The organism is Lysinibacillus sp. FSL K6-0232 (assembly GCF_038008325.1).
Classification (GTDB): domain Bacteria; phylum Bacillota; class Bacilli; order Bacillales_A; family Planococcaceae; genus Lysinibacillus.
Genome location: NZ_JBBOYW010000001.1, coordinates 1,294,669 through 1,315,473, shown reverse-complemented (window position 1 = coordinate 1,315,473; position 20,805 = coordinate 1,294,669). Strand labels below are relative to the sequence as shown.

Here is a 20,805-nt window from a genome sequence, read left to right as displayed (position 1 = left end):
ACCGAAGCATTACTTCAATGATGCCCCCAAATTCTAACTTTAGGGGCATCTTGAACTTTCAAAAATATGACTTAATGATACATACCGTGATTAATTTTCCCTGTTATTTTTTCGATTTGTACTTCAAATAATTCAATTTTAGGCAGGATTGGATAGCCTTCCTTTTCAAATGTCCATTCAGGATTGCCGTATTTATCTAGCAGCGCATCAAAGAATCGCTCTTTTTTTATATCCTCCTCAATTCGAGTAATATGTCCAAAAAGTACAACGCTTTGATAAACAAGTGCTGATTGACAGGCATATTTTTTCCCTGGATGTAAATCACCCATCTCACTTACCTCTACACAGATTTTCGGGTTTTGCTGAATATTTGACCAAAAATGGCTTTCTCGAAGATTACCAATATGCAAATATAATTTATCATCACCCTCATACACATACACAAAGGGAACTACATATGGATAGCCATCCTCATCCACAGTTGCTACATGTGCTACTCTCCCCTGCTTTAAAAATGCTTGTGCTTCCTCTTGTGAAATTTCTACACGTTTGTTTTCAATGATACCTCTCATCCGATATTCCCCCTCTAAAAAGTTAAGAACGTGTACATCATCGCTCTTTTAACATATATTTATTTTACATCTTTTATACAATGAAAAAAAGCTTATCATCAAAATAGCTGATGGTAAGCTTTGGACTTTACGTTCATAAAAGATAAATAATTGTTACTGCTCCCATTCTTTCAATGTGGCTAATGACGTTTGATAATAATCTGTCAGCACATGCAGATAATCTTCCCCTTTAACGGCTGTAAAAGGATTGGGCCCCTCCGCCACCATCTCCATAATAATTGGTTCTGTATAGTTAATGGCATGTAAAGCATCGACTTGACCTTTTAAATCTGCATGGCCATTGCCAATTGCTTGACGATTTGAATCTGCTATATGATACATTCCTAGCTTATTGCCTGCCTGTTTTAATGCCTCGATAGGATTAGCCTCCTCAATATTCATATGGTAGGCATCTAATAACATATATAATCGCGGGCTACCAACAGCATCTATTAATGCCAAAGCCTCCTGCCCTGTTACAACTTGGTGGTTTTCATAACGATTCAATACTTCAAATACGACATTCATATTGCAAGCTTCAGCCTTCTTCATCACTTTTTTAGTGCTATCCACAAGTAGTCGCCAATCCTTATCAATATCTCCACATCCCGCTATTTTCCCTACATCACCATGTAAACAAATACGGCTTGCCCCTAACTCTTGTGCCCAGTCTAATAAATCTAAAAAATATTGGACTGCCTTTGAGCGAACCTCCTCTTTGTCACTAGAAATATCTACATTATCAGGTGTAACAGATAACACCTTTAAATTATATGTAGCGAGCATATTTGCCAATTCTTGCGGATTTTGTGTTACATCACCCTGCACCTCTACACCGCTAACACCAATTTCCTGCGCTAACTTACATTTCTCCTCTAAAGAAATATCGCCAAACGTCCATAAACATAAACCATAATCTCTGCTCATTGTACTTCGCTCCTAATTTTATATAATAAAAACCACCTTTTTTAAATTAAGTATAGAAAAGTGTGATTTTACATGTACGTATGTTAGCAACTATTATAATCCTGTTAATTGTTCAATATATGACCGAGCCATTTTTGCATATTGGAATGGATTTGCCTTTGCAGGGTCTTGTTCAGCCTCTACAACAAACCAGCCTTTATAGCCTATCTCCGCTAATAATGTAAAAATAGGCTGGAAATCAATATCACCATCGCCCGGTACTGTGTATACCCCTGCCTTAACAGCATCTAAAAAGCTTAAGTTATCATCTTTAACCTTTTTTAGCACATCCGCCCGCACATCCTTTAAATGGACATGATGGATACGCTCTCCATGCTTTCGTAACACCGCTAAATAATCCTGCTCGGCAAAATATAAATGACCACAATCAAATAATAATGATACAAGCGCTGGATCTGTTTCTGCCATTAAACGATCAATTTCGGGTATATTTTGAATGCCTGTCCCCATATGATGGTGATAAACAATACGCATCCCTTTTTCCTTAGCAAGCTGCCCAAGCTGCTCTAATCCGTTTGTTAGTCGCGCCCATTCTTCTTCAGTAAATTCAGGCTTATTGCGAATCACACCCACATCCTGCTGACCTTGAATACTCTTGCCTTGCTCCGATACAACAATCACTTTTGCACCCATTGCATGTAGAAAATCTCGGTGCTTAACAAAGGCTTGCTCTGTTTCTTCATATGGCGCAGTCGTTAAATAGGCACTAAACCAAGCAGAAGCTACTTGTAAACCACGAATATCTAAATAAGCATGCAATATTTCAGGCTCCTTTGGAAATTTATTACCTATTTCACAGCCTATAAATCCCGCTAAAGCCATCTCACTAATACATTGTTCAAATGTTACCTCTTTTCCGAGCTCCGGTAAATCATCATTTGTCCATCCAATTGGGGCAATTCCTAATTGAATATCATTTTTATTAAGCATCACTATAACCTCCAATTATTTTATGTACTGATAAAAATAGGAGTAGCCTTTTCTATTGAAAGACCGCTCCTATATAGATACTTATACCTCTAATAAAGATGCAATTTGTACAGGCTGACCTGTTTCCATTGATTTTTTAGCAGCCTCAGCAATCAATTCTGCCTGTAAACCATCATTTCCTGAACAAACAACGTCTGTATTATTGACAATAGCCGCTACAAATTGCTCCACTTCAGAAATATAAGCCTGTGTATAACGCTCTAAGAAAAAGTGATATGGCTTATCTGTTACGACACCAGCTTCACTAAAATATGTCACATTAGATGGACGATTATTTTCAGATACTAAGGCACCTTTATCGCCAAATACTTCTAATCTTTGATCATAGCCATAAATCGCTTTTCTGCTATTTTCAATTGTTCCAATGCTGCCATTGGCAAATGTTAATAGCACAATAGCTGTATCAATATCGCCAGCCTCACCAATTTTTTCATCAATAAGGACAGCGCCTTTAGCATGAACCTCTACAACATCTGATTGCATTACATAGCGAGCCATATCAAAATCATGGATCATCATATCAATAAATAAGCCGCCAGAAGTTTTAATATAATCAATCGGTGGTGGCTGAGGGTCACGTGATGTAATACGTAAGGTATGCGTAGAGCCGATTGCCCCATTTGCAACTTGCTGCTGAATCGTATGGAAGTTTGTATCAAAGCGACGATTAAAGCCTACCTGTAGCTTAACACCTTCTTCTTTCACAACCTCTAATGCCTCTTTTGTTGTGTCAGTTGAAAAACTAATAGGCTTTTCACAGAAAATATGCTTTTTCGCACGGGCAGCAGCTTTAATTAGCTCACTATGTGTTGTTGTTGGACTGCAAATAAATACAGCGTCAATTTCTGGATTTTGAATAATATCCATTGGGTTATTTGTAATCTGTTCAATATGTCTTTGCTCTGCCCATTCACGCACATTTTCGATATACACATCCGCTACTGCCTTTACATTAATTGCTGGCATTGTTAGTAAATTATCAATATGAAGTTGCCCAATACGACCAGCTCCAATCACGCCAATATTCACCATAACTCTATCTCTCCTTTTTTAGGTAACCGCTTAACCTAAATAGCCTTTTTAAAGGATTTATCATGGCTATAAATCCTTCTACTTTAGCTATATGGCTTTACGCTTTGTCTTTCAATTAATTTGGGTGTTAACACAATTTGTTCAAATGGTGCGCATTTTTTTTCTTTAATAATTTTTAATAATTGATGAATAGCTAACTGTGCCATTTCTTCAACAGGCTGCTCAATTGTTGTAAGCTGTGGCTGACAAAGCTGTGCATAAATTGTATTATCAAAGCCAATAACCGATAAATCCTCTGGCACGCGTAGACCTTGCTCTAGTGCTGCATTTATTGCAACAATCGCAAAGAAGTCGGTTGTTGCAAACAATGCGGTTGGACGTGGCTCTAAAGCTAGTATTTGCTCTGCTACCACCTTTGCCTCAACTAACTCCGAATTGCACGAAATAATATGGGACTGCGGAACAGCATATTGATGCATTTCAAAATAGTTACAAAATCCTTGAATACGTTTATATTCACTATCCCTTGATAAATCACCGATAATACCAACATGCTGATGACCTTTCTCCAATAAATAGCGAGCTGCTATATAGCCACCTTCATAATTATTTGTTGTCACACTAGCCGTTTCATTGGGGTCTGCATAGACAGAGAACTTCAATACGGGTGTATTGCGTTTATTGATCTTTTTTAACACTTCGCTATCAAGCTGCTCTGTTGCAATAATAATGCCATCTACCTGCTTTTTTAACAGTAAATTAATATATTCCTTTTCTCGCTCTGACTGATTATATGTGCTACAAATAATAATGGCATATTCAATCTCACGCGCTTTATTTTCTAAAGCGCGTGTAATTTCTCCAAAAAAGGGGTTTGCAATATTTGGTACGACTACACCAAGTGTTTTTGTTTCTTTTCCTGATAATGCTTTTGCAATAGTGCTTGGCTCATAATCCATTTCTTGCATTACTTGCTTAATATGATTGCGTGTTTTTTCGCTGATTTGTCCTTTATTGTTGACAACCTTTGAAACAGTAGCAATTGATACATTAGCTTTTTTTGCCACATCATAAATAGTTGATTTTTTCATTGATTACTCCTTTTATTTAATGATGTCCCTACTAATATAACCTATAATCGCAATCATATTATAGCTATCTTGTTATTTACTAATAGATTTTAAGAAATCTAAGTGCTCCTGTGCATTTTCTTTTGTAATAATCGTAATCCCACTATCTATACGTTCCTCCACAGACTCACCTGCCGCTGCTTTTACAGCAATTTCTACACCTTGGTAGCCCATATCGTATGGATTTTGCGCAACTGATCCTGTTAAGCCATCCTCTAAAATGGAATTAACAGCCTCTTCATCACCATTTACACCAAACACTTTAATATCTAAGTCCCTCGCCTGAACTGCGCGCAATGCACCTAATGCCATATCATCACTTGCTGCAAATACACCTTTAACATCTTGGTCTTTCTCTAAAATATTTTCCATAACAGACATTGCCTTTGTTTTATCACTATCTGCTGGCTGTTCAGAAACAACCACCATTCCCGCTTCCTCTAATGCCTCTTTAGCACCTTTAATGCGATCATCTGTTGCAGGATTTCCTAGTGCCCCTGAAATAAGTACAACCTTATCCCCTGATTGCAACAAACTTGCTAATTGTTTACCACCTTCAACGCCAGCATTGTAGTTTTCAGTACCGATAAATGATACTTTTCCTTCAAAATCTGCATCGGAGTCTACTAAAATAACTGGAATATCCTTTGCTGCTCTTTCCAATGCAGGAATAACTGTATCTGGCTGCGTTGGTGAAATTAAAATAGCATCAGGTGATTGGCTAATTTGATCCTCCAACATATTTACTTGCTGAATAACTTCAGATTCAGCAGAAGGACCAACAACTGTTACATTAACGCCTAAATCCTCACCTGCTTTTTTAGCACCAGCCTCTACATATTTCCAGTAAGGACTTGAAACCGTTTTTAAAACAACTGATACATTTTTATCACCATCTGAGCCTGAACTTGAACCTGAATCTGAGCCTGATGACGAATCATCGCCACATGCTGCTAAAAATAACGAGCTTACTAAAGCAAAAGATAGGAATGGTTTGAATACTTTTTTCATATTTAATAGCCTCCAAATTCATTTATATATTTTTTTACTAACATCACTAATTGGATTTAGATTTACGCTGACGTAAAACATCTACAAAAACGGCAGCGATAATAACGATACCAATAACCGTCATTTGGAAATCCGCCGAAACATTCAGTAAATTTAGCCCGTTACGGAGCACTGCAATAATCAATGCCCCAATTAATGTCCCCCAGACAGTTCCTACCCCACCAAAGAAGCTCGCGCCACCAATAATAACAGCAGCAATTGCATCTAACTCATAGGAAAGCCCTGCTAATGGGAAGGCTGAGTTTACACGTCCTACCATGACTAATCCAGCTAAAGCTGCCATAAAACCACTAATTGTATAAACAATAATTAATACTCGATCTACATTAATCCCCGATAAGCGTGCTGCTTCTTTATTGCCACCGATCGCATAAATATAGCGCCCTGTTTGAGTACGTGTAAGGAAAATATGGAAGATAATATAGACAACAATGACTAATAAGAAGCTAACTGGAATAGGTCCTACAAACTCACTGCCTAAAAATTGAACCAAGTATGGGAAGCCAGCAATGGGTGCGGCTGCCGTAATAATTAAGGCAATACCACGCGCAATATTCATTGTTCCTAATGTTGAAATAAATGGATGTGGTAAGCGTAATTTCGTTAATAATAAACCATTTAGTAAACCAAAGGCTGCCCCAACAATTAAACAAACAGCAATTCCAGCTAATGCACCCATTTCCATATTAACGGCAACAATCCCCATAATCATAATGGACACCGCTAAAATCGAGCCTACCGATAAGTCAATACCGGCTGTTAAAATTGGTAGTAGCATACCAATTGCTAGTAAAGCATTAATAGACGATTGTCTTGCAATATTCATCAGGTTACTGACGGTCAGGAATTTATCAGATGTAATCGTCAAAACAACCATTAAAATGATTAATGCCAAAAGTGAACCAAATTTACTTAATATTTTCTTCCAGCCTTGTTCTTTTTCTTCTACTTTCAACGTCGTTTCAGTTACTTCGTTCATACTACTCCTCCTCCAAACGCTATGCCCCAATTGTTGCTGCTTTCATAATGGTTTCCTGCGTTGCTTCAGCAATTGGTAAATTCGCTGTAATATCACCTTGATTCATCACTAACACGCGATCACACATACCTAAAATTTCTGGCAAATCAGATGAAATCATCAATACAAGTGCACCTTCATCAACTAAATGATTCATTAAACGATATACTTCAACTTTTGCTCCAATATCAATTCCTCGCGTTGGCTCATCAAAGATAAAAACTTTCGCCTTTGTACAAAGCCATTTAGCAATGACTACTTTTTGCTGATTACCACCACTAAAGTTGCGTGCATTTAAGTCAATGCTGCTTGGACGAATTTGTAATTCCTTGACGTATTTAGCTGCCTCTTTCCGCATTTCAGCAGGATTTAATAGCTTTCCAGCTCCCTTAAATGCCTTCATATTTGCTAAACAAACATTAAAATCAAGTGGTAAATCTAACAATAACCCCTCTGATTTTCTATCCTCTGTAATAAAAGCAATACCTGCTTCAATTGCTTGACGAGGATTATTAATTGTTCGCTTCACACCATCAATATAAATTTCTCCAGAATGTCGTTTATCAGCAGCGAAAATAGCTCGTGCTAGCTCTGTTCGTCCCGCTCCTACTAACCCAGAAATCCCTAAAATTTCTCCGTAATGAATTTCCATATTTAAGGCTGGCGAGTTTGCTGTCACTTTAAAGTTCTCAACTTTAAAGCCAACATCTCCTTGCACGAATTCCTTTTTAGGGAATTTCTCATCAAGCGAGCGACCTACCATTAACTCAATCCAATAATCTTGCTGTGTTGTGGCAACCTCTACCGTTTCAACACCTTGTCCATCACGTAAAATCGTAATACGATCTCCTAAGCGCTGAATCTCTTCAAAGCGATGGGAAATAAATACTATAGCCATGCCTTCAGCTCGTAGTTGCTCCACAATTTTATAAAGCTGCTCTACCTCCACACCACTTAAACTTGCTGTTGGCTCATCCATAATTAATACTTTCGCATCTAAAATTAATGCTTTAGCAATTTCTACAAGCTGCTGTTGACCAATCCCTAATTTACTAAGCGGAACTGTCGCTAATTTCGGATCTTGCCCTAAACGTGTTAATAGCTCCTCAGCTTGCTTAATCATTGTTGCCCGATCAAGTATGCCAAATTTGCCACCCTTTTTTAGCTCTCGTCCTAAGAAGATATTTTCATATACAGCTAGCTCTGGAATAACGTTTAATTCCTGATAAATGGTCGCAATGCCAAGCTCCATAGCTGATATTGGCCCAGTAATGCGAACAGGCTTACCTTCCCAAAACATTTCACCTTTATCCATTGCATAGGCACCTGTAATAATTTTGATGAGTGTGGATTTTCCAGCACCATTTTCGCCTAATAATACATGTACTTCCCCGCGTCGAACACCTAGATTTACTCCCTTTAATACATGGTTATTTTGGAAGCTTTTATAAACATCTTTCATTACAAGTATTTCTTCAGGCATCGTTAACACTCTCCCTTTCTAGTGCTCGATTGTCATTATTTTTCCCTGTTCTTTATATGAGGCTGTTGCTGCATAAGCAATTTGTAAAGCCTTTATACTATCCTTAACAGTTGCAGGTGATGGCGCTTCATTGAGAACAGCCTCAGCGAAAGCGCTTAACTCATTGACATAAGCAGATTCAAAACGTTGCGGAAATGCAGGAATAATTTCATGCAAATTGCCTTGTGGTGTTAAAATATGAACATTTGATTTTTTTGTGCTTCCAATAAGCAGCGTGCCCTCTGAACCGATAATTTCAGTTCGAATATCATAGCCATAGTACGCGCAACGGCTTCCTTCTATATCTCCTGCAGCACCATTGACAAGTTGAAGATGTGTGAAACCTTGGTCTACATCATCATATTGTGCTAGCTCAGGATATTTAATGGTACAACCAAACGCAGAAATCGCTTTCACTTCTGTGCCCATTAAAAAGCGGGCTAAATCATAATCATGAATACATAAATCAATAAATAAGCCGCCACTACGTGGAATAAAGCTTATATCTGGTGCAACTGGATCGCGACTAATGCCTTTAAAGTAAAGCGGCTTGCCAATTGCGCCTGCCTCAATCATTCTCTTTGCTTCTACATAATCATCGTCAAAGCGTCGCATAAAGCCTACTTGACAAAATATATTTGTTTTTTCAATTTCCTGCTGAATAAGTAAAGATTCTTCCATATTAATGGTTAAGGGTTTCTCTACAAAAATAGCTTTCTTGGCAGCAATTGCCTTTAAAATAATTTCATAATGTGTACTTGTAGAAGTAACAATCACAACTGCTTGCACTTGCTCATTATGCATAATTTCATCCACATCATTTGTAAAATGTGGCACTCCAGCCTCTGTTGCAACACGCTGTGCAACTTCGATTGAATAATCACAAACAGCTACAAGATTAACATTCTTAATTTTCTGTAAATTAAAGGTATGCCAACGCCCTAATCTTCCTAATCCAATAACAGCTACATTAAGCATGTTGTATATCCCCCACTTCCATCAACTTGCCTTTTTGATAAGCAGATTTATAGGCTTGCTCTAAATAGTGTGCTAGCTCAAGTGATTGCTGTAAGCTATTTTCACAAGCTATTTGACTATTTACTTGCTGTTCAAAGTGTTCGATTTGTCTTAAATATTGATCATCCCAAATAGCATGCTGCTCTAATAAATCTCCTGCATGGTTGTAGAGCTCTACAATGCCTTTGCCATTTTTTGAAACATCAGGACGGAAGCTATGCAAAACTTTCAACATGCCCTTTTCGCCAACAATTTCATAGTAATCAAGAAATGGCATTTCCATTGAACAAGTAAAGGTTGCCGTTTTTCCATGCTTATCAACCATTGTACAAATACTAGTACGATCAACCGTTATATCAGAAAGCGTATTGCTGACCATACTAATGGCTACTGGCTTAAAGCCAATTAACTGTGTAATCGCATGCATACAATAGCAGCCAACATCATACATTGCTCCTCCACCTAAGGATGGATTTAAGCGAATATCTTCTTTATTTTCTAATAACCACGAAAAATGAGCTTTAATATGTACTATCTCTCCAATTAAAGGCAATAATTCTCGCATCTTACTATGTTGCTCATGATATTGGTACATAAAGCCTTCTAAAAAATATCGACCTGTTTCCTGTACGGTTGCTGCAATATGCTGCATTTCCTCCAGTGAAATCGTCGCAGGCTTTTCCACTAGCACATGTTTATTAGATTTTAATGATTTAATCACCATATCATGGTGCAATGCATTCGGTAATGGTATATATACAGATGTTATATTTTTATCAGCTAATAAACCTTCATATGTGGCATAAACATTAGTAATTTGAAAACGTTGTGCCTTGTCCTTTGTTTTTGTAGCAAGTGCATATGGTTTAGAAGTAGCTGAGCGGCGAATAGCTGGAACAACCTCATCGTATGCAATATTAGCAGCACTAATAATACCCCAATTCATGGTCATCACCCCTTTTCATAATAGGAAAATACATCTAGTTAAGCGCTTACTTAAATTGAATATTACAAAATTGTGAAAAATAAATCAATATATAATTTTCTTGTAATAGCTATGATTTTGTCATTTATGCCTATTTTTCTTATTTTAAAGTAACAAAATTCATAGGTTGCTATTACTACAAAACATAGTATTTTCAAGTAAATATCCTATTTATACGTAATAATCTAACAATTCAAATTATTATACTAACAAAATTTAGTTTTTCTAAATTTTTTTCACAAAAAATCATCAATTCACCAACACATACCAATAAATTAACCATATTTTTTCATATTATTACTAATAAAGCAATCATTATTTTCAAGAAAAATAACTATTTTTCATTTAATTTTCACAATAAAATAACCATTTTTTTATCATTCACTTATGTAAACGGGGCAATGATAAAGTAGGGTGTGCAGAAAAAATGTATTTTTCTGCACACATACAATCTATTCCTCTAATAGTCGACTAATATAGTCATATGTTCTTTTAGCAATGGGGAATGGTTTATCAAATGGAGCAGGATACATATCTTGCTCTACAACTGCCCAGCCATGATAATCAATATCTTTTAATACTTGGACAAATGCCTCAAAATCCACAACACCCTTTTCAGGCTCACACATAATATCCTCACTAACTGCCTTGGCAAAGGACCAATTTTCAGTCTTCATTTTTTCTCGCACCGCTAAATCACAGCTTTTCACATGTAAATAAGGAATGCGCTGATGATATTTACGCATAAACTCGACAGGATCACCATCCGTATAAGCATGATGGCCAGTATCTAAACAAAGATTAATATCGCTATCTTGCAATAAACGTTCGATTTGCTCCTCTGTTTCAATATGACTTTGTGCATGTGGATGGAAAACAACCTCTAAGTCGTATTTTTCCTTTGCATAGTCTTTAATACGATCAATATTTGCTACAAAGTGCTGCCATTCTTCATCGTTTAGCTGTGGTGAACGCACTAGCTCACCTGTAAATAAATCTGTATAGCAATCATCAATTAATACAACATATTTAGCTGTCGGAAATTTTAATTGAACAGCACTCATCTCATCCAATAATGCAATTAGTTCATCCGTCTTTTCGGAAGAGGTTAAATCCCCCACTAATGTCGTAGCTGTTAAGCTTAAATTTCTTTTGTCTAGCTCTGCCTTCAATTGCTCATAATTATTTGGTAAATAGCCCCAAGGTCCAAGCTCTATGCCTTGATAGCCTGCCTCATGCATTTCGTTTAAGCATCTTTCCCATGGTGTTTGTTTGTCATTGTTAGGAAACCATATGCCCCAAGAATCTGGTGCACTGCCGATCTTTATGTTCATACTGTGATTCCTCCTTTTTCGTGTACATTGATCCATCTTTGCTCTTGTGCTGATACTAAAATAGCGCTAACTGTTTTATCAATGTTTGCTCCAAATTCAAAATCACAAGCATAGGAAGTTCCTTTTGTAACAGCAGCTAATAGTTCATGTGCTTCTAAAACCTTCATATCGTTGTAGCCAATCGCAATACCTGCTGCTGGATAAAAGGCGCTGTATCCTTTATGATCTGGTCCTAAAAATACTTTGCGGAAACCACGATCAGCCGAGTCATCTCCTGTAAAGTAGACATGTACCTCATTCATATTTTCTAATGAATAGTAGACAGAGCCTTCTGTACCTTGAATTTCATAGGCTAAATAATTTTTTCGACCAGCAGCAATTCGGCTAGCCGAGATCATACCAATTGCGCCATTTTGATAGTTTGCCAAAATACTGATTACGTCATCATTTTCTACTTCAGCCATTTCTGCTGAACCTACTTTTACAGGGCGCTCTTGAATAATAATTTTTGATAAAGCGTTTACATTTTCAATATTTCCTAGTAGATATTGAGAGATACTTAATAAATGTGAGCCAAGATCACCTAATGCGCCAGAACCTGAAAACTTATTAATATGTCTCCAAGTAATTGGTAACGATGCGTCTAGTAGCCCATCCTGATCATATGTACCAGAAAATTTAACAATTTTGCCTAGCTTATTTTTATCGATTAATGTTTTGATATAGGCATTTGCAGGATTCATAACATTGTTATAACCTACATAGTTGACAACCCCTTTGTCCTTTGCAAGCTGTGCTAACTCAACAGATTGTTCAGCAGATAACGTTAAAGGCTTTTCACAGTAAACATTTTTTCCATGTGTTAATGCTGCCTTAGCAATTTCATAATGAAAAGCATTCGGTGTTGCAATATCAATTAAATCTACACGCTCGTCTTGAATTACTTCCTCCCAGCTTGTTGTATATCTCGCAAAGCCTAGCTGCTCTTTAGCTGCCTTTGCAGCGTCCTCACTCACATCTGATACTACTTCAAAAACAGGTGTACCATACTCAGGCCCAAATGCCATTAAAGCGTTTGCAAAAGCGCTTGTATGAGCTTTTCCCATCCATCCTGCACCAATTAATCCGATTCTAACATCCATGAAAATTCCTCCTTCATATATCGTTCACGAAAAATTCAGAAATAACAATATCTTCTGCGTAATGACATAATAGTATAGTTCCTTTTGAAAGTCATTATGGTATATTGCCGAAAAATTTAGATATATTGCCCTTTATAGAAAGCTGAATTATGATAATGTTATACATTCACAAATAAGGGGTTGGCTGTAATGAAGGCACATGATCAAGGTACGCTACCTCAATCAAAGATATTTTTTACAATGGCAAACGAATTTACAAAGGAAAACTTGTACTATATTATCTACTCTGGTACATTTCATTGCACAACAGAATATAAAATAACAAGGGAAAATTTTCATAGTTTTTTATTTCTGTATATTAAGCAAGGGCAAATGAAAATCCAACATAAAGGAAAGGAATTTATAGCTGCTGCTAACTCCTTTGTGTTTCTTGATTGCCATTTTCCACATTGTTATGAAGCAATTACTGACCATACAATTTTTGATTGGTTTCATTTTTCTGGAAATGCTAGTCGAGAGTATTTTGATTTGCTGTACAATAAACACGACTGTGTCTATGCAATTGAGGAGCAACATATTATTTTAGACTATATGAATCGTATTTTACGAATGGCAGAAACAAATCATTTAGATGAACATTATATTTCACTCTACATCCAGCATATATTGTGTGAGCTAAATCAATTCTCTCAATTAAATAATGATACGAGTGAAAAAAAAGTGCGGCAAGCAGTTCATTTTATTGAAAGCAACTATCATAAAGATATTAAATTAGAGGATATTTCAAATCATGTTTATTTAAGCCCTTATTATTTTACAAGAATATTCAATAAGCATTTAGATTGTAGTCCTGTGCAATATTTAATTAACTATCGTATTAATCAGGCAAAAAAGATGCTGCACAATTCCAATTCCACCATTAACGAAATTGCATTTATGTGTGGCTTTAATAGCACCTCTCATTTTATTACAACCTTTAAAAAGCATGTTCACCTCTCCCCTAAAAAATTTCGGGATATTCATTTTTGAAAATAAAGTGAATCTTCAATCAGTGGGAGTTTTACAGCCCATTAATACGGGATAAACAAAATGCATCGAGAAGCTCATCTCGATGCATTTTCTTGGGATTATTTAAGTTTGCCGATAGCTTTCTATAACCTTTAAAACTTGATTTCTCTGAATTTTTTAGGTGATAGATTTGTGTGCTTTTTAAGCATTTGTATAAAACTAGGGACATTATTAAAGCCACTAGCATAGGCAATTTCTTGAATTGATAAATTTGTATTATGTAAAAGCCTTTTAGCATGATTAATACGATAACTAATTAAATATTGATAGGGTGAGCAGCTCATATGCTTTTTAAAGATTCTTTAAAAATGATAGGAGCTTAATCCTGCATAATCAGCTAAATCATGTAATGTTATAGGTTGTTGATAGTGACTTTCAAGATATTGGATGGCACTTCTAATTGTATGTACTTGAGCGCCATCTACTTGATTCGATAGCTTCTTTAATTCATAAAGAATTTTATGCAGTAAAATCGATATGGCGTCTTCATCTATTTGATCATGCTCAGTCATATTTAATATGTTAGTCAGGCAATTATAGGACAGCTTTATTGATTCTGAGCTGAAGGAATCCCTGCTACTCTCCCCTGTTTTCTATTACAGATAGTTTAAGGAGAAAATAAAAAAATCAGGCTATATTCTACAGCATAGCCTGATTTTTAACATTATTTACTTACTAAAAATCGTATCAATCAATTGGATTTCTTCAGCCGTTAACTGGACATCCAATGTTTTTAAATTATTTAAAAGCTGCTCTGCTCGCTTTGCACCTGGAATAATAACATCGATGACTTCACGTGTTAAATACCATGCTAGTACAAGATGAGCGATTTCAATGTTCTTAGCAGCCGCAATTGGACGAAGCTGCTCCACCTTTGCCAAGTTTGAAGCGAAAACTTCTTTTTGGAAGTATGGCAGCCCTTGGCGTAAGTCATCAAATGTTGCCTGTTCATTAAATTTACCTGTTAGTAAGCCTGATGCTAAAGGAAAATAGGGCACAAATGAAATATGCTGCTCCTTTAAATAGGGGAATAGCTCATGTTCCGCATCACGCAATAATAAATTATATTCACCTTGTACAACGTCTACATAGCCATCTTTATTTGCCTCCTGCAATTGCTGCAATGAAAAATTAGATACACCGATTGCGCGAATTTTCCCAGCATCCTTTAGCTCTTTTAATGCGCCAACCGCCTCATCCTTTGGTGTATCATTATCTGGAAAATGAATATAAAACAGATCGATATAATCAGTTTGAAGTCGTCCAAGTGCCTCATCTACAGCCGTTTTTAAAAAGGTAGGATGATTATTAAATTTTTTATTTTCCTGATTTAATACATGGGCAGCCTTTGTTGCAATAATCGTTTCCGCTCGATTCCCCTGCTCCTTTACGACTTCACCAATTAGCTCCTCAGAACGCTTTGGACCATAGATAAAAGCAGTATCAATAAAATTGACCCCTTGTTGAAGTGCTGTACGTACTAAATCGAGACCCTCTTCCTCATTTAAATTTGGGTATAGATTATGCCCCCCTACTGCATTTGCACCAAAACCAATTGGATTCACATAAAGCTCTGTTTGACCAAGTTGTACTTTTTTCACCATGCTTAACACTCCCTATTACAGATTAATTGGTATCTTTCTAGACCATAAAAGGCTACAAATAAATCCTAATATGCCGATACAGCCAGCAAAATAAAAGCTTGCTTCTAAGCCAAATGAAGTATTGAGTAGCCCTGCTAAAAACGGTCCAACAAACATGCCGATTGCATAAATAGCCTGATATGCACCCATCGCTGTTGCGCGCTTCTCATATGGTATTTCCTCTACAGCCATCCCTAAAAATAATGGGAATAACAGACCTAAAGCAAAGCCATTAATCATCTGTAGCAATAAAAAAAATATTTTCGTATCAATAAGCGCCATCATCATTGTAAAGATGGCAGTCGTTAAAAAAGCTAGCTGCAAGATACGCCACTTACCGATTTTCAACATAATTGGTTTCCCACTCATTAATGTAGCGATGGCATGTGGGATCATAAAGGCAAATACAACAAGACTGATTTCAGCTGGTCGTAACCCTTTCGCTAATGCATAGGCTGTCGTAAATCCAAACATCGTTGTAAAAATAATGCTATGAGCAAAAATAGAAAGTAGTGACACCTTCAATAGCATCGGCTCTTTGACAACTGTGCCTAATTCACGTAGCTTAATAGGCTTGTTTGCCGTCCTTTTATGCCCTTCTGAAATAAAGAAGGACAGCAGTAGCCCAATACTTCCTAATATTGTACCAATCCAATATGGCGCACTCCACCCAAACGCCTCAACAAGCCATGCACTAAATGCCATTCCCAGCAATTGTGCAAAGACAAGTGCAAAGGATAGATTGCCCATTGCGCTATGTAGCCTGTCATCTGCAGCATAGCTAGCAAATAAAATTGTAAAGGCAACCCATGTTGCTGCAGCAATACCAGCTAATGCACGGGAAATTAATACCCATTCCAAGCTTGCTGTAAGCGCAAAGGCTAAGCAGCTCGCTGTACTAATAGCCATCCCTAGCACAACAAATAGTTTTCGATTATTTAATAAATCTGAACCAATACCAATTGGCACACGAAATAAAAATTGCATTAAGCCATAGCTCGCTAGCACAATACCAGTAAAGGTAAATGTTCCTCCAAGCTGCTCAATATACGGAGATAGCATTGGTATATATAAAAAATGAGCAAACCAAAAAATAAATGCAATAACTAAAAATAGCGACTGATCCCATTTCTTCACCTTATCACTCCGCAATACTTAAAATATCATTATTTAAAAAGACTATTTTTCAGGATATAAAATTTTATAATTATATTCTTTACTATGATTCAAATAACTATCATCTGGCTTTCGGTCAGTGACTAAATAATCAATTTGAGTAAAATCACAATACGTTGTTAATGAATACTTGCCAAACTTACTATGATCTACAAGTACAAAAACTTGTTCACTTCTTTCAATTACTTTTGTTTTGATAGGCGTTTCTAATGGAGCGGAATTTGTAATCCCCTTTGGTAATGAAATGCCTGTAGACGCCATAAATGCTTTATTGAAATTGTATTTACAAAGGTTTTCCACACCCTCTGTCCCTACATAAGAGCGCGTAGAACGCTCAAACATACCACCCATTGAATAAATGCTTAAATTCGGATAGTATGTTGCATCTAATGTAAAATCAAGATTGTTTGTGATAATAGTAATTCTTTTATCTTTTATAAAATCCAGCATTTCTAGCGTTGTTGTGCCAGAATCAATAAAAATAATATCGTCATCCTCTACAAACTGTGCTGCAAGCTGTGCTAATAGCTTTTTTTCATGTAACTTTTTTACCTTGCGATCCTGATAGGGCACTGTTTGAGAATTAGCAATCGATACACCACCATGTATCTTAGTAATTTTCCCGTTTTCTGCTAATTCTTGAATATCTCGTCGAATCGTATTTTTAGAAACATTAAATACTTCTACAAGCTCATCCAATGATGCTGACTCTTTTTGCCTTACATAGTCTAAAATCGCCTTAATCCGTTGTGATTTCATCATAGGGCATTCTCCTCGCTATTTTCTATAGTGTATACAACCAAAATCAACTCATTAGTTGACCAATTTCTTATACATTTATCATTATTATTATTTTACATACTATATCATAGAATAAAATTGGCATTCATCATTATTTTTATTTCTTTTCCCTAAATGCTCTATAATTATGCAAATACTTTCGTTATGCTCAATCTTCCTTTATTCCCTGCCATCAAGCACTCTACTAAATTTCTTATCCCTTCTCAACATTACCTAAAGACCTCCTTACGACCATATAATTACGCTATACACCATCAAAGTTTACCATAAAATAATCAAATAAAACCCAAAATGTATCATTTTTTAATCATTTTATTGTTAACTTTCTGAATTTTATATGTTATACTCGTCACAAGAAGCGAGATAACTGAATTAACAATCAAGAAAAAATATTCTGTTTTATTGTTTCTTAAAAGCAATAAGGGAGTGGGGAAATGCCTTTAGTTAAAATTGATGTAATCAAAGGGCGAACAAAAGACGAATTAAAGCTGCTTTTGAATATAGCACATACTGTTATTTTACAAGCATTTCAAGTACCTGAGGGCGACCGCTATCAAATTGTGACACAGCATGAGCCTGAGGAAATGATTATTGAGGACACAGGGCTTGGCTTTGAACGAAGCAACAATGTTGTGGTCTTTACTATTATTAGTACACAGCGTACAGATAAGATGAAAAAGGAATTTTACCAATTACTAACGGCTGCTCTCCAAGAAAATTGTCATATTGAGCCAAAGGATGTAATGGTGACATTTGTGACAAATGGTGCAGGCGAATGGAGCTTCGGCTTTGGGCAAGCCCAGTTTTTAACTGGTGAACTATAAATAAAAATTTTTCAAGGGCTCTATTAGTCTTTGTCAATATAAGGAGGAGTTTATAATGTCAAGAAAACTACAAAACTTTATTAATGGTGAATGGGTAGATAGTAAAACAGATCAATATGAGAATGTATACAATCCGGCGACAAAAGAAGTATTAGCACAAGTACCACTTTCTACTTCAGAAGATTTTGAAGAGGCTGTACAAAAGGCACAGGAAGCGCAAATAAAATGGGGCAAAACGCCTGTTGTTCGTCGTGCACGAGTGCTATTCAAATATCACAACTTACTACAGGAGCATCAGGAGGAGCTTGCGACTTTAATTACAAAGGAAAATGGTAAAAGCTATACAGAGGCACTTGGTGAGGTTGGTCGTGGTATTGAAAACGTAGAATTTGCTGCAGGTGCCCCTACGTTAATGATGGGTGATTCGCTTGCCACGATCGCTTCTGATATTGAGGCAACAAATTATCGCTACCCTATCGGCGTAGTTGGCGGTATTGCACCATTCAACTTCCCAATGATGGTTCCTTGCTGGATGTTTCCAATGGCAATCGCGCTTGGTAATGCATTTATTTTAAAGCCATCTGAAAAAACCCCATTACTAGCTGAACGATTGGCACAATTATTAGATGAAGCTGGCTTGCCAAAGGGTGTATTTAGCATTGTACATGGCGCTCATGATGTGGTAAATGGGATTTTAGATCATCCAGTTGTGAAAGCTGTATCATTTGTTGGTTCTAAGCCAGTTGGTGAATATGTTTATAAACGTGCAAGCCAAAACCTAAAGCGTGTACAAGCGTTAACAGGTGCTAAAAACCATACAACTGTATTAGCCGATGCAGATTTAGACTTAGCGACAAAAGAAATTATTAGTGCAGCATTCGGCTCTGCTGGTGAGCGCTGTATGGCGTGTGCAGTCGTGACGGTTGAGGAATCCATTGCAGATGCGTTAATCGCTCGCCTTAAAAAAGCTGCAGATGACATTACAATGGGTAATGGTTTAGATGATGGCATTTTCTTAGGTCCTGTTATTCGCGAAGATGCCAAACAACGTACATTAAATTACATTGAAAAAGGGATTGCTGAAGGTGCTACGCTTGTACGCGATGGGCGTGGTGAGCAAAATGAGGACGGTTATTTTGTAGGCCCAACAATTTTTGAAAATGTAACGCAAGATATGACCATTTGGAAAGAGGAAATTTTTGCGCCAGTGCTATCTATTGTACGTGTGAAAAACTTAAAAGAGGCTGTTGAATACGCAAACCAATCGGAATTCGCAAATGGTGCATGTTTATTTACAACAAGCGCATTATCTGTTCGTTACTTCCGTGAAAATATCGATGCAGGTATGTTAGGTATCAACTTAGGTGTACCAGCACCAATGGCATTCTTCCCATTCTCTGGCTGGAAGTCTTCATTCTACGGAACTTTACATGCCAACGGAAAAGACGGTGTAGACTTCTATACACGTAAAAAGGTTGTTACTGCTCGCTATAATGAGCCTGATTTTTCCTAATTAGGCTTATTAAATTAAGAAGGGAAGTTCCCCCCACTTCCCTTCTTTTTTCTACATGTATCTTTCTAACGAGGAGGCAGACTGTCAATGAGTCAATTACTTAGAAAACCTGAAAATAAAATGATTGCTGAAGGTGTAACACTTATCCATGAGGTAACGAAGGAAAACTCTGAATTAGTCTATGTCGGCTTTAAAATGCTCGATTTGGAGCCACAGGCAGTTTATGAAGAAGCATTAACAGATTTAGAGCTATGCATTGTTGCAGTTACTGGCAAAATCAGTGTTACAGATGGTCAAGAAAGCTATGAGGAAATCGGCACACGTGAATCTGTTTTTGCAAGAATACCAACAGATAGTGTCTATGTTTCCCATCATAAAACAGTGCAAATTACAGCAAATACAAAGGCGCGTGTTGCTCTTTGCTATGCCCCATCCGATCAAGCATTACCAACGAAGCTTATTAAAGCATCTGATAACGGCGTAGAACATCGCGGTCAATATAATAATCAGCGTTTGGTGCATAATATTTTACCTGATTCAGACCCATCAGCAAACAGCTTGCTTGTTGTAGAAGTATTTACAGAAGCAGCGAATTGGTCAAGCTACCCTCCTCATAAGCATGACCAGGATAATTTACCTGATGAATCATTTTTAGAGGAAAGCTACTACCATGAAATTGATCCGCAGCAAGGATTTATTTTCCAGCGTGTTTACACTGATGATCGTTCATTAGATGAAACAATGGCTGTTGAACATGGCGATGTTGTTCTTGTACCAAAAGGCTATCATCCTGTAGGCGTTCCTGATGGCTATGCTTCCTATTACTTAAATGTGATGGCTGGCCCAACACGCATTTGGAAATTCCATAATGATCCAGATCATGAATGGATTATTCATCGTCCATAAAGCAATACGATTTATTTCATCTATTTAAAAGGAGA

21 protein-coding genes are annotated in these 20,805 nt (G+C 36.8%); 4 read left to right on the top strand and 17 right to left on the bottom strand.

The features are described 5' to 3' along the window. Nucleotides 1-71 precede the first annotated feature (71 nt). The 12 genes from MHB42_RS06200 to MHB42_RS06145 form a co-directional block, all read right to left on the bottom strand. A complete protein-coding gene (locus MHB42_RS06200; RefSeq protein ID WP_340805063.1) occupies nucleotides 72-572 on the bottom strand; it encodes a pyridoxamine 5'-phosphate oxidase family protein in 501 nt (166 codons plus the stop codon). Nucleotides 573-725: 153 nt separating this feature from the next. Beyond that, complete coding sequence (locus MHB42_RS06195; RefSeq protein WP_340805062.1) at nucleotides 726-1,538, bottom strand: sugar phosphate isomerase/epimerase family protein; 813 nt, start codon at nucleotides 1,536-1,538, stop codon at nucleotides 726-728. A gap of 93 nt (nucleotides 1,539-1,631) precedes the next feature. Then, complete coding sequence (gene iolE, locus MHB42_RS06190) at nucleotides 1,632-2,528, bottom strand: myo-inosose-2 dehydratase (protein WP_340805060.1); 897 nt, start codon at nucleotides 2,526-2,528, stop codon at nucleotides 1,632-1,634. An 81-nt stretch (nucleotides 2,529-2,609) separates the two neighbouring features. Next, on the bottom strand, nucleotides 2,610-3,620 hold the full coding sequence (gene iolG, locus MHB42_RS06185) for an inositol 2-dehydrogenase (protein ID WP_340805058.1): 1,011 nt from the start codon (nucleotides 3,618-3,620) through the stop codon (nucleotides 2,610-2,612). Between the two features lie 83 nt (nucleotides 3,621-3,703). Continuing rightward, nucleotides 3,704-4,711 (bottom strand): LacI family DNA-binding transcriptional regulator, encoded by a 1,008-nt coding sequence (locus MHB42_RS06180; protein ID WP_340805057.1) that lies wholly within the window; start codon nucleotides 4,709-4,711, stop codon nucleotides 3,704-3,706. A gap of 72 nt (nucleotides 4,712-4,783) precedes the next feature. Then, the gene (locus MHB42_RS06175; RefSeq protein WP_340805055.1) at nucleotides 4,784-5,761 is read right to left on the bottom strand and encodes a sugar ABC transporter substrate-binding protein; all 978 of its coding nucleotides are present in this window, start codon (nucleotides 5,759-5,761) and stop codon (nucleotides 4,784-4,786) included. Nucleotides 5,762-5,807: 46 nt separating this feature from the next. Then, a complete protein-coding gene (locus MHB42_RS06170; RefSeq protein WP_340805054.1) occupies nucleotides 5,808-6,800 on the bottom strand; it encodes an ABC transporter permease in 993 nt (330 codons plus the stop codon). Nucleotides 6,801-6,819: 19 nt separating this feature from the next. Continuing rightward, the gene (locus MHB42_RS06165) at nucleotides 6,820-8,322 is read right to left on the bottom strand and encodes a sugar ABC transporter ATP-binding protein (RefSeq protein ID WP_340805052.1); all 1,503 of its coding nucleotides are present in this window, start codon (nucleotides 8,320-8,322) and stop codon (nucleotides 6,820-6,822) included. Between the two features lie 18 nt (nucleotides 8,323-8,340). After that, nucleotides 8,341-9,339 carry a Gfo/Idh/MocA family oxidoreductase gene (locus MHB42_RS06160; protein ID WP_340805050.1) on the bottom strand — a complete coding sequence of 333 codons (999 nt, stop codon included), beginning with the start codon at nucleotides 9,337-9,339 and terminating at the stop codon, nucleotides 8,341-8,343. Then, complete coding sequence (locus tag MHB42_RS06155) at nucleotides 9,332-10,324, bottom strand: Gfo/Idh/MocA family protein (RefSeq protein ID WP_340805049.1); 993 nt, start codon at nucleotides 10,322-10,324, stop codon at nucleotides 9,332-9,334. Before MHB42_RS06155 ends, MHB42_RS06160 begins: the two co-directional genes overlap by 8 nt. Before the next feature lie 491 nt (nucleotides 10,325-10,815). After that, nucleotides 10,816-11,697, bottom strand: coding sequence for a sugar phosphate isomerase/epimerase family protein (locus tag MHB42_RS06150; RefSeq protein ID WP_340805047.1), 882 nt, complete (start codon nucleotides 11,695-11,697; stop codon nucleotides 10,816-10,818). Continuing rightward, nucleotides 11,694-12,839, bottom strand: coding sequence for a Gfo/Idh/MocA family protein (locus tag MHB42_RS06145; protein ID WP_340805045.1), 1,146 nt, complete (start codon nucleotides 12,837-12,839; stop codon nucleotides 11,694-11,696). The genes MHB42_RS06150 and MHB42_RS06145 overlap by 4 nt, the downstream gene beginning before the upstream one ends. 189 nt (nucleotides 12,840-13,028) lie before the next feature. Between MHB42_RS06145 and MHB42_RS06140 the strand changes: the two genes are divergently transcribed. Beyond that, nucleotides 13,029-13,868: a helix-turn-helix transcriptional regulator gene (locus MHB42_RS06140; RefSeq protein WP_340805043.1), complete on the top strand. Its 840-nt coding sequence runs from the start codon at nucleotides 13,029-13,031 to the stop codon at nucleotides 13,866-13,868. A gap of 131 nt (nucleotides 13,869-13,999) precedes the next feature. Here MHB42_RS06140 and MHB42_RS20660 read toward each other — a convergent pair whose 3' ends face one another. From MHB42_RS20660 to MHB42_RS06120, 5 genes are all read right to left on the bottom strand, one after another. Continuing rightward, nucleotides 14,000-14,206 carry a helix-turn-helix domain-containing protein gene (locus MHB42_RS20660; protein ID WP_445299987.1) on the bottom strand — a complete coding sequence of 69 codons (207 nt, stop codon included), beginning with the start codon at nucleotides 14,204-14,206 and terminating at the stop codon, nucleotides 14,000-14,002. Between the two features lie 3 nt (nucleotides 14,207-14,209). Further along, nucleotides 14,210-14,419: a hypothetical protein gene (locus MHB42_RS06135; protein WP_340805042.1), complete on the bottom strand. Its 210-nt coding sequence runs from the start codon at nucleotides 14,417-14,419 to the stop codon at nucleotides 14,210-14,212. A gap of 156 nt (nucleotides 14,420-14,575) precedes the next feature. After that, nucleotides 14,576-15,511, bottom strand: a complete 936-nt coding sequence (locus MHB42_RS06130; RefSeq protein WP_340805041.1) for an aldo/keto reductase — start codon at nucleotides 15,509-15,511, stop codon at nucleotides 14,576-14,578. A 15-nt stretch (nucleotides 15,512-15,526) separates the two neighbouring features. Beyond that, complete coding sequence (locus MHB42_RS06125) at nucleotides 15,527-16,687, bottom strand: MFS transporter (RefSeq protein WP_340805040.1); 1,161 nt, start codon at nucleotides 16,685-16,687, stop codon at nucleotides 15,527-15,529. Nucleotides 16,688-16,729: 42 nt separating this feature from the next. Further along, entirely contained in the window at nucleotides 16,730-17,488 is a 759-nt protein-coding gene (locus MHB42_RS06120; protein WP_340805038.1) for a DeoR/GlpR family DNA-binding transcription regulator, read from the bottom strand. A 473-nt stretch (nucleotides 17,489-17,961) separates the two neighbouring features. Between MHB42_RS06120 and MHB42_RS06115 the strand changes: the two genes are divergently transcribed. The 3 genes from MHB42_RS06115 (at nucleotide 17,962) to iolB (ending at nucleotide 20,770) form a co-directional block, all read left to right on the top strand. After that, entirely contained in the window at nucleotides 17,962-18,351 is a 390-nt protein-coding gene (locus tag MHB42_RS06115; protein WP_340805035.1) for a tautomerase family protein, read from the top strand. A 55-nt stretch (nucleotides 18,352-18,406) separates the two neighbouring features. Then, on the top strand, nucleotides 18,407-19,864 hold the full coding sequence (locus tag MHB42_RS06110) for a CoA-acylating methylmalonate-semialdehyde dehydrogenase (RefSeq protein WP_340805034.1): 1,458 nt from the start codon (nucleotides 18,407-18,409) through the stop codon (nucleotides 19,862-19,864). 87 nt (nucleotides 19,865-19,951) lie between these two features. Then, the gene (gene iolB / locus MHB42_RS06105) at nucleotides 19,952-20,770 is read left to right on the top strand and encodes a 5-deoxy-glucuronate isomerase (protein WP_340805032.1); all 819 of its coding nucleotides are present in this window, start codon (nucleotides 19,952-19,954) and stop codon (nucleotides 20,768-20,770) included. The last annotated feature ends 35 nt before the right edge of the window (nucleotides 20,771-20,805 follow it).

Bases quoted from the DNA above. Each gene is read 5' to 3' on its own strand.
- MHB42_RS06200 (WP_340805063.1), bottom strand. From the start codon at position 572: ATGAGAGGTATCATTGAAAACAAACGTGTAGAAATTTCACAAGAGGAA.
- MHB42_RS06195 (WP_340805062.1), bottom strand. From the start codon at position 1,538: ATGAGCAGAGATTATGGTTTATGTTTATGGACGTTTGGCGATATTTCT.
- iolE (WP_340805060.1), bottom strand. From the start codon at position 2,528: ATGCTTAATAAAAATGATATTCAATTAGGAATTGCCCCAATTGGATGG.
- iolG (WP_340805058.1), bottom strand. From the start codon at position 3,620: ATGGTGAATATTGGCGTGATTGGAGCTGGTCGTATTGGGCAACTTCAT.
- MHB42_RS06180 (WP_340805057.1), bottom strand. From the start codon at position 4,711: ATGAAAAAATCAACTATTTATGATGTGGCAAAAAAAGCTAATGTATCA.
- MHB42_RS06175 (WP_340805055.1), bottom strand. From the start codon at position 5,761: ATGAAAAAAGTATTCAAACCATTCCTATCTTTTGCTTTAGTAAGCTCG.
- MHB42_RS06170 (WP_340805054.1), bottom strand. From the start codon at position 6,800: ATGAACGAAGTAACTGAAACGACGTTGAAAGTAGAAGAAAAAGAACAA.
- MHB42_RS06165 (WP_340805052.1), bottom strand. From the start codon at position 8,322: ATGCCTGAAGAAATACTTGTAATGAAAGATGTTTATAAAAGCTTCCAA.
- MHB42_RS06160 (WP_340805050.1), bottom strand. From the start codon at position 9,339: ATGCTTAATGTAGCTGTTATTGGATTAGGAAGATTAGGGCGTTGGCAT.
- MHB42_RS06155 (WP_340805049.1), bottom strand. From the start codon at position 10,324: ATGAATTGGGGTATTATTAGTGCTGCTAATATTGCATACGATGAGGTT.
- MHB42_RS06150 (WP_340805047.1), bottom strand. From the start codon at position 11,697: ATGAACATAAAGATCGGCAGTGCACCAGATTCTTGGGGCATATGGTTT.
- MHB42_RS06145 (WP_340805045.1), bottom strand. From the start codon at position 12,839: ATGGATGTTAGAATCGGATTAATTGGTGCAGGATGGATGGGAAAAGCT.
- MHB42_RS06140 (WP_340805043.1), top strand. From the start codon at position 13,029: ATGAAGGCACATGATCAAGGTACGCTACCTCAATCAAAGATATTTTTT.
- MHB42_RS06135 (WP_340805042.1), bottom strand. From the start codon at position 14,419: ATGACTGAGCATGATCAAATAGATGAAGACGCCATATCGATTTTACTG.
- MHB42_RS06130 (WP_340805041.1), bottom strand. From the start codon at position 15,511: ATGGTGAAAAAAGTACAACTTGGTCAAACAGAGCTTTATGTGAATCCA.
- MHB42_RS06120 (WP_340805038.1), bottom strand. From the start codon at position 17,488: ATGATGAAATCACAACGGATTAAGGCGATTTTAGACTATGTAAGGCAA.
- MHB42_RS06115 (WP_340805035.1), top strand. From the start codon at position 17,962: ATGCCTTTAGTTAAAATTGATGTAATCAAAGGGCGAACAAAAGACGAA.
- MHB42_RS06110 (WP_340805034.1), top strand. From the start codon at position 18,407: ATGTCAAGAAAACTACAAAACTTTATTAATGGTGAATGGGTAGATAGT.
- iolB (WP_340805032.1), top strand. From the start codon at position 19,952: ATGAGTCAATTACTTAGAAAACCTGAAAATAAAATGATTGCTGAAGGT.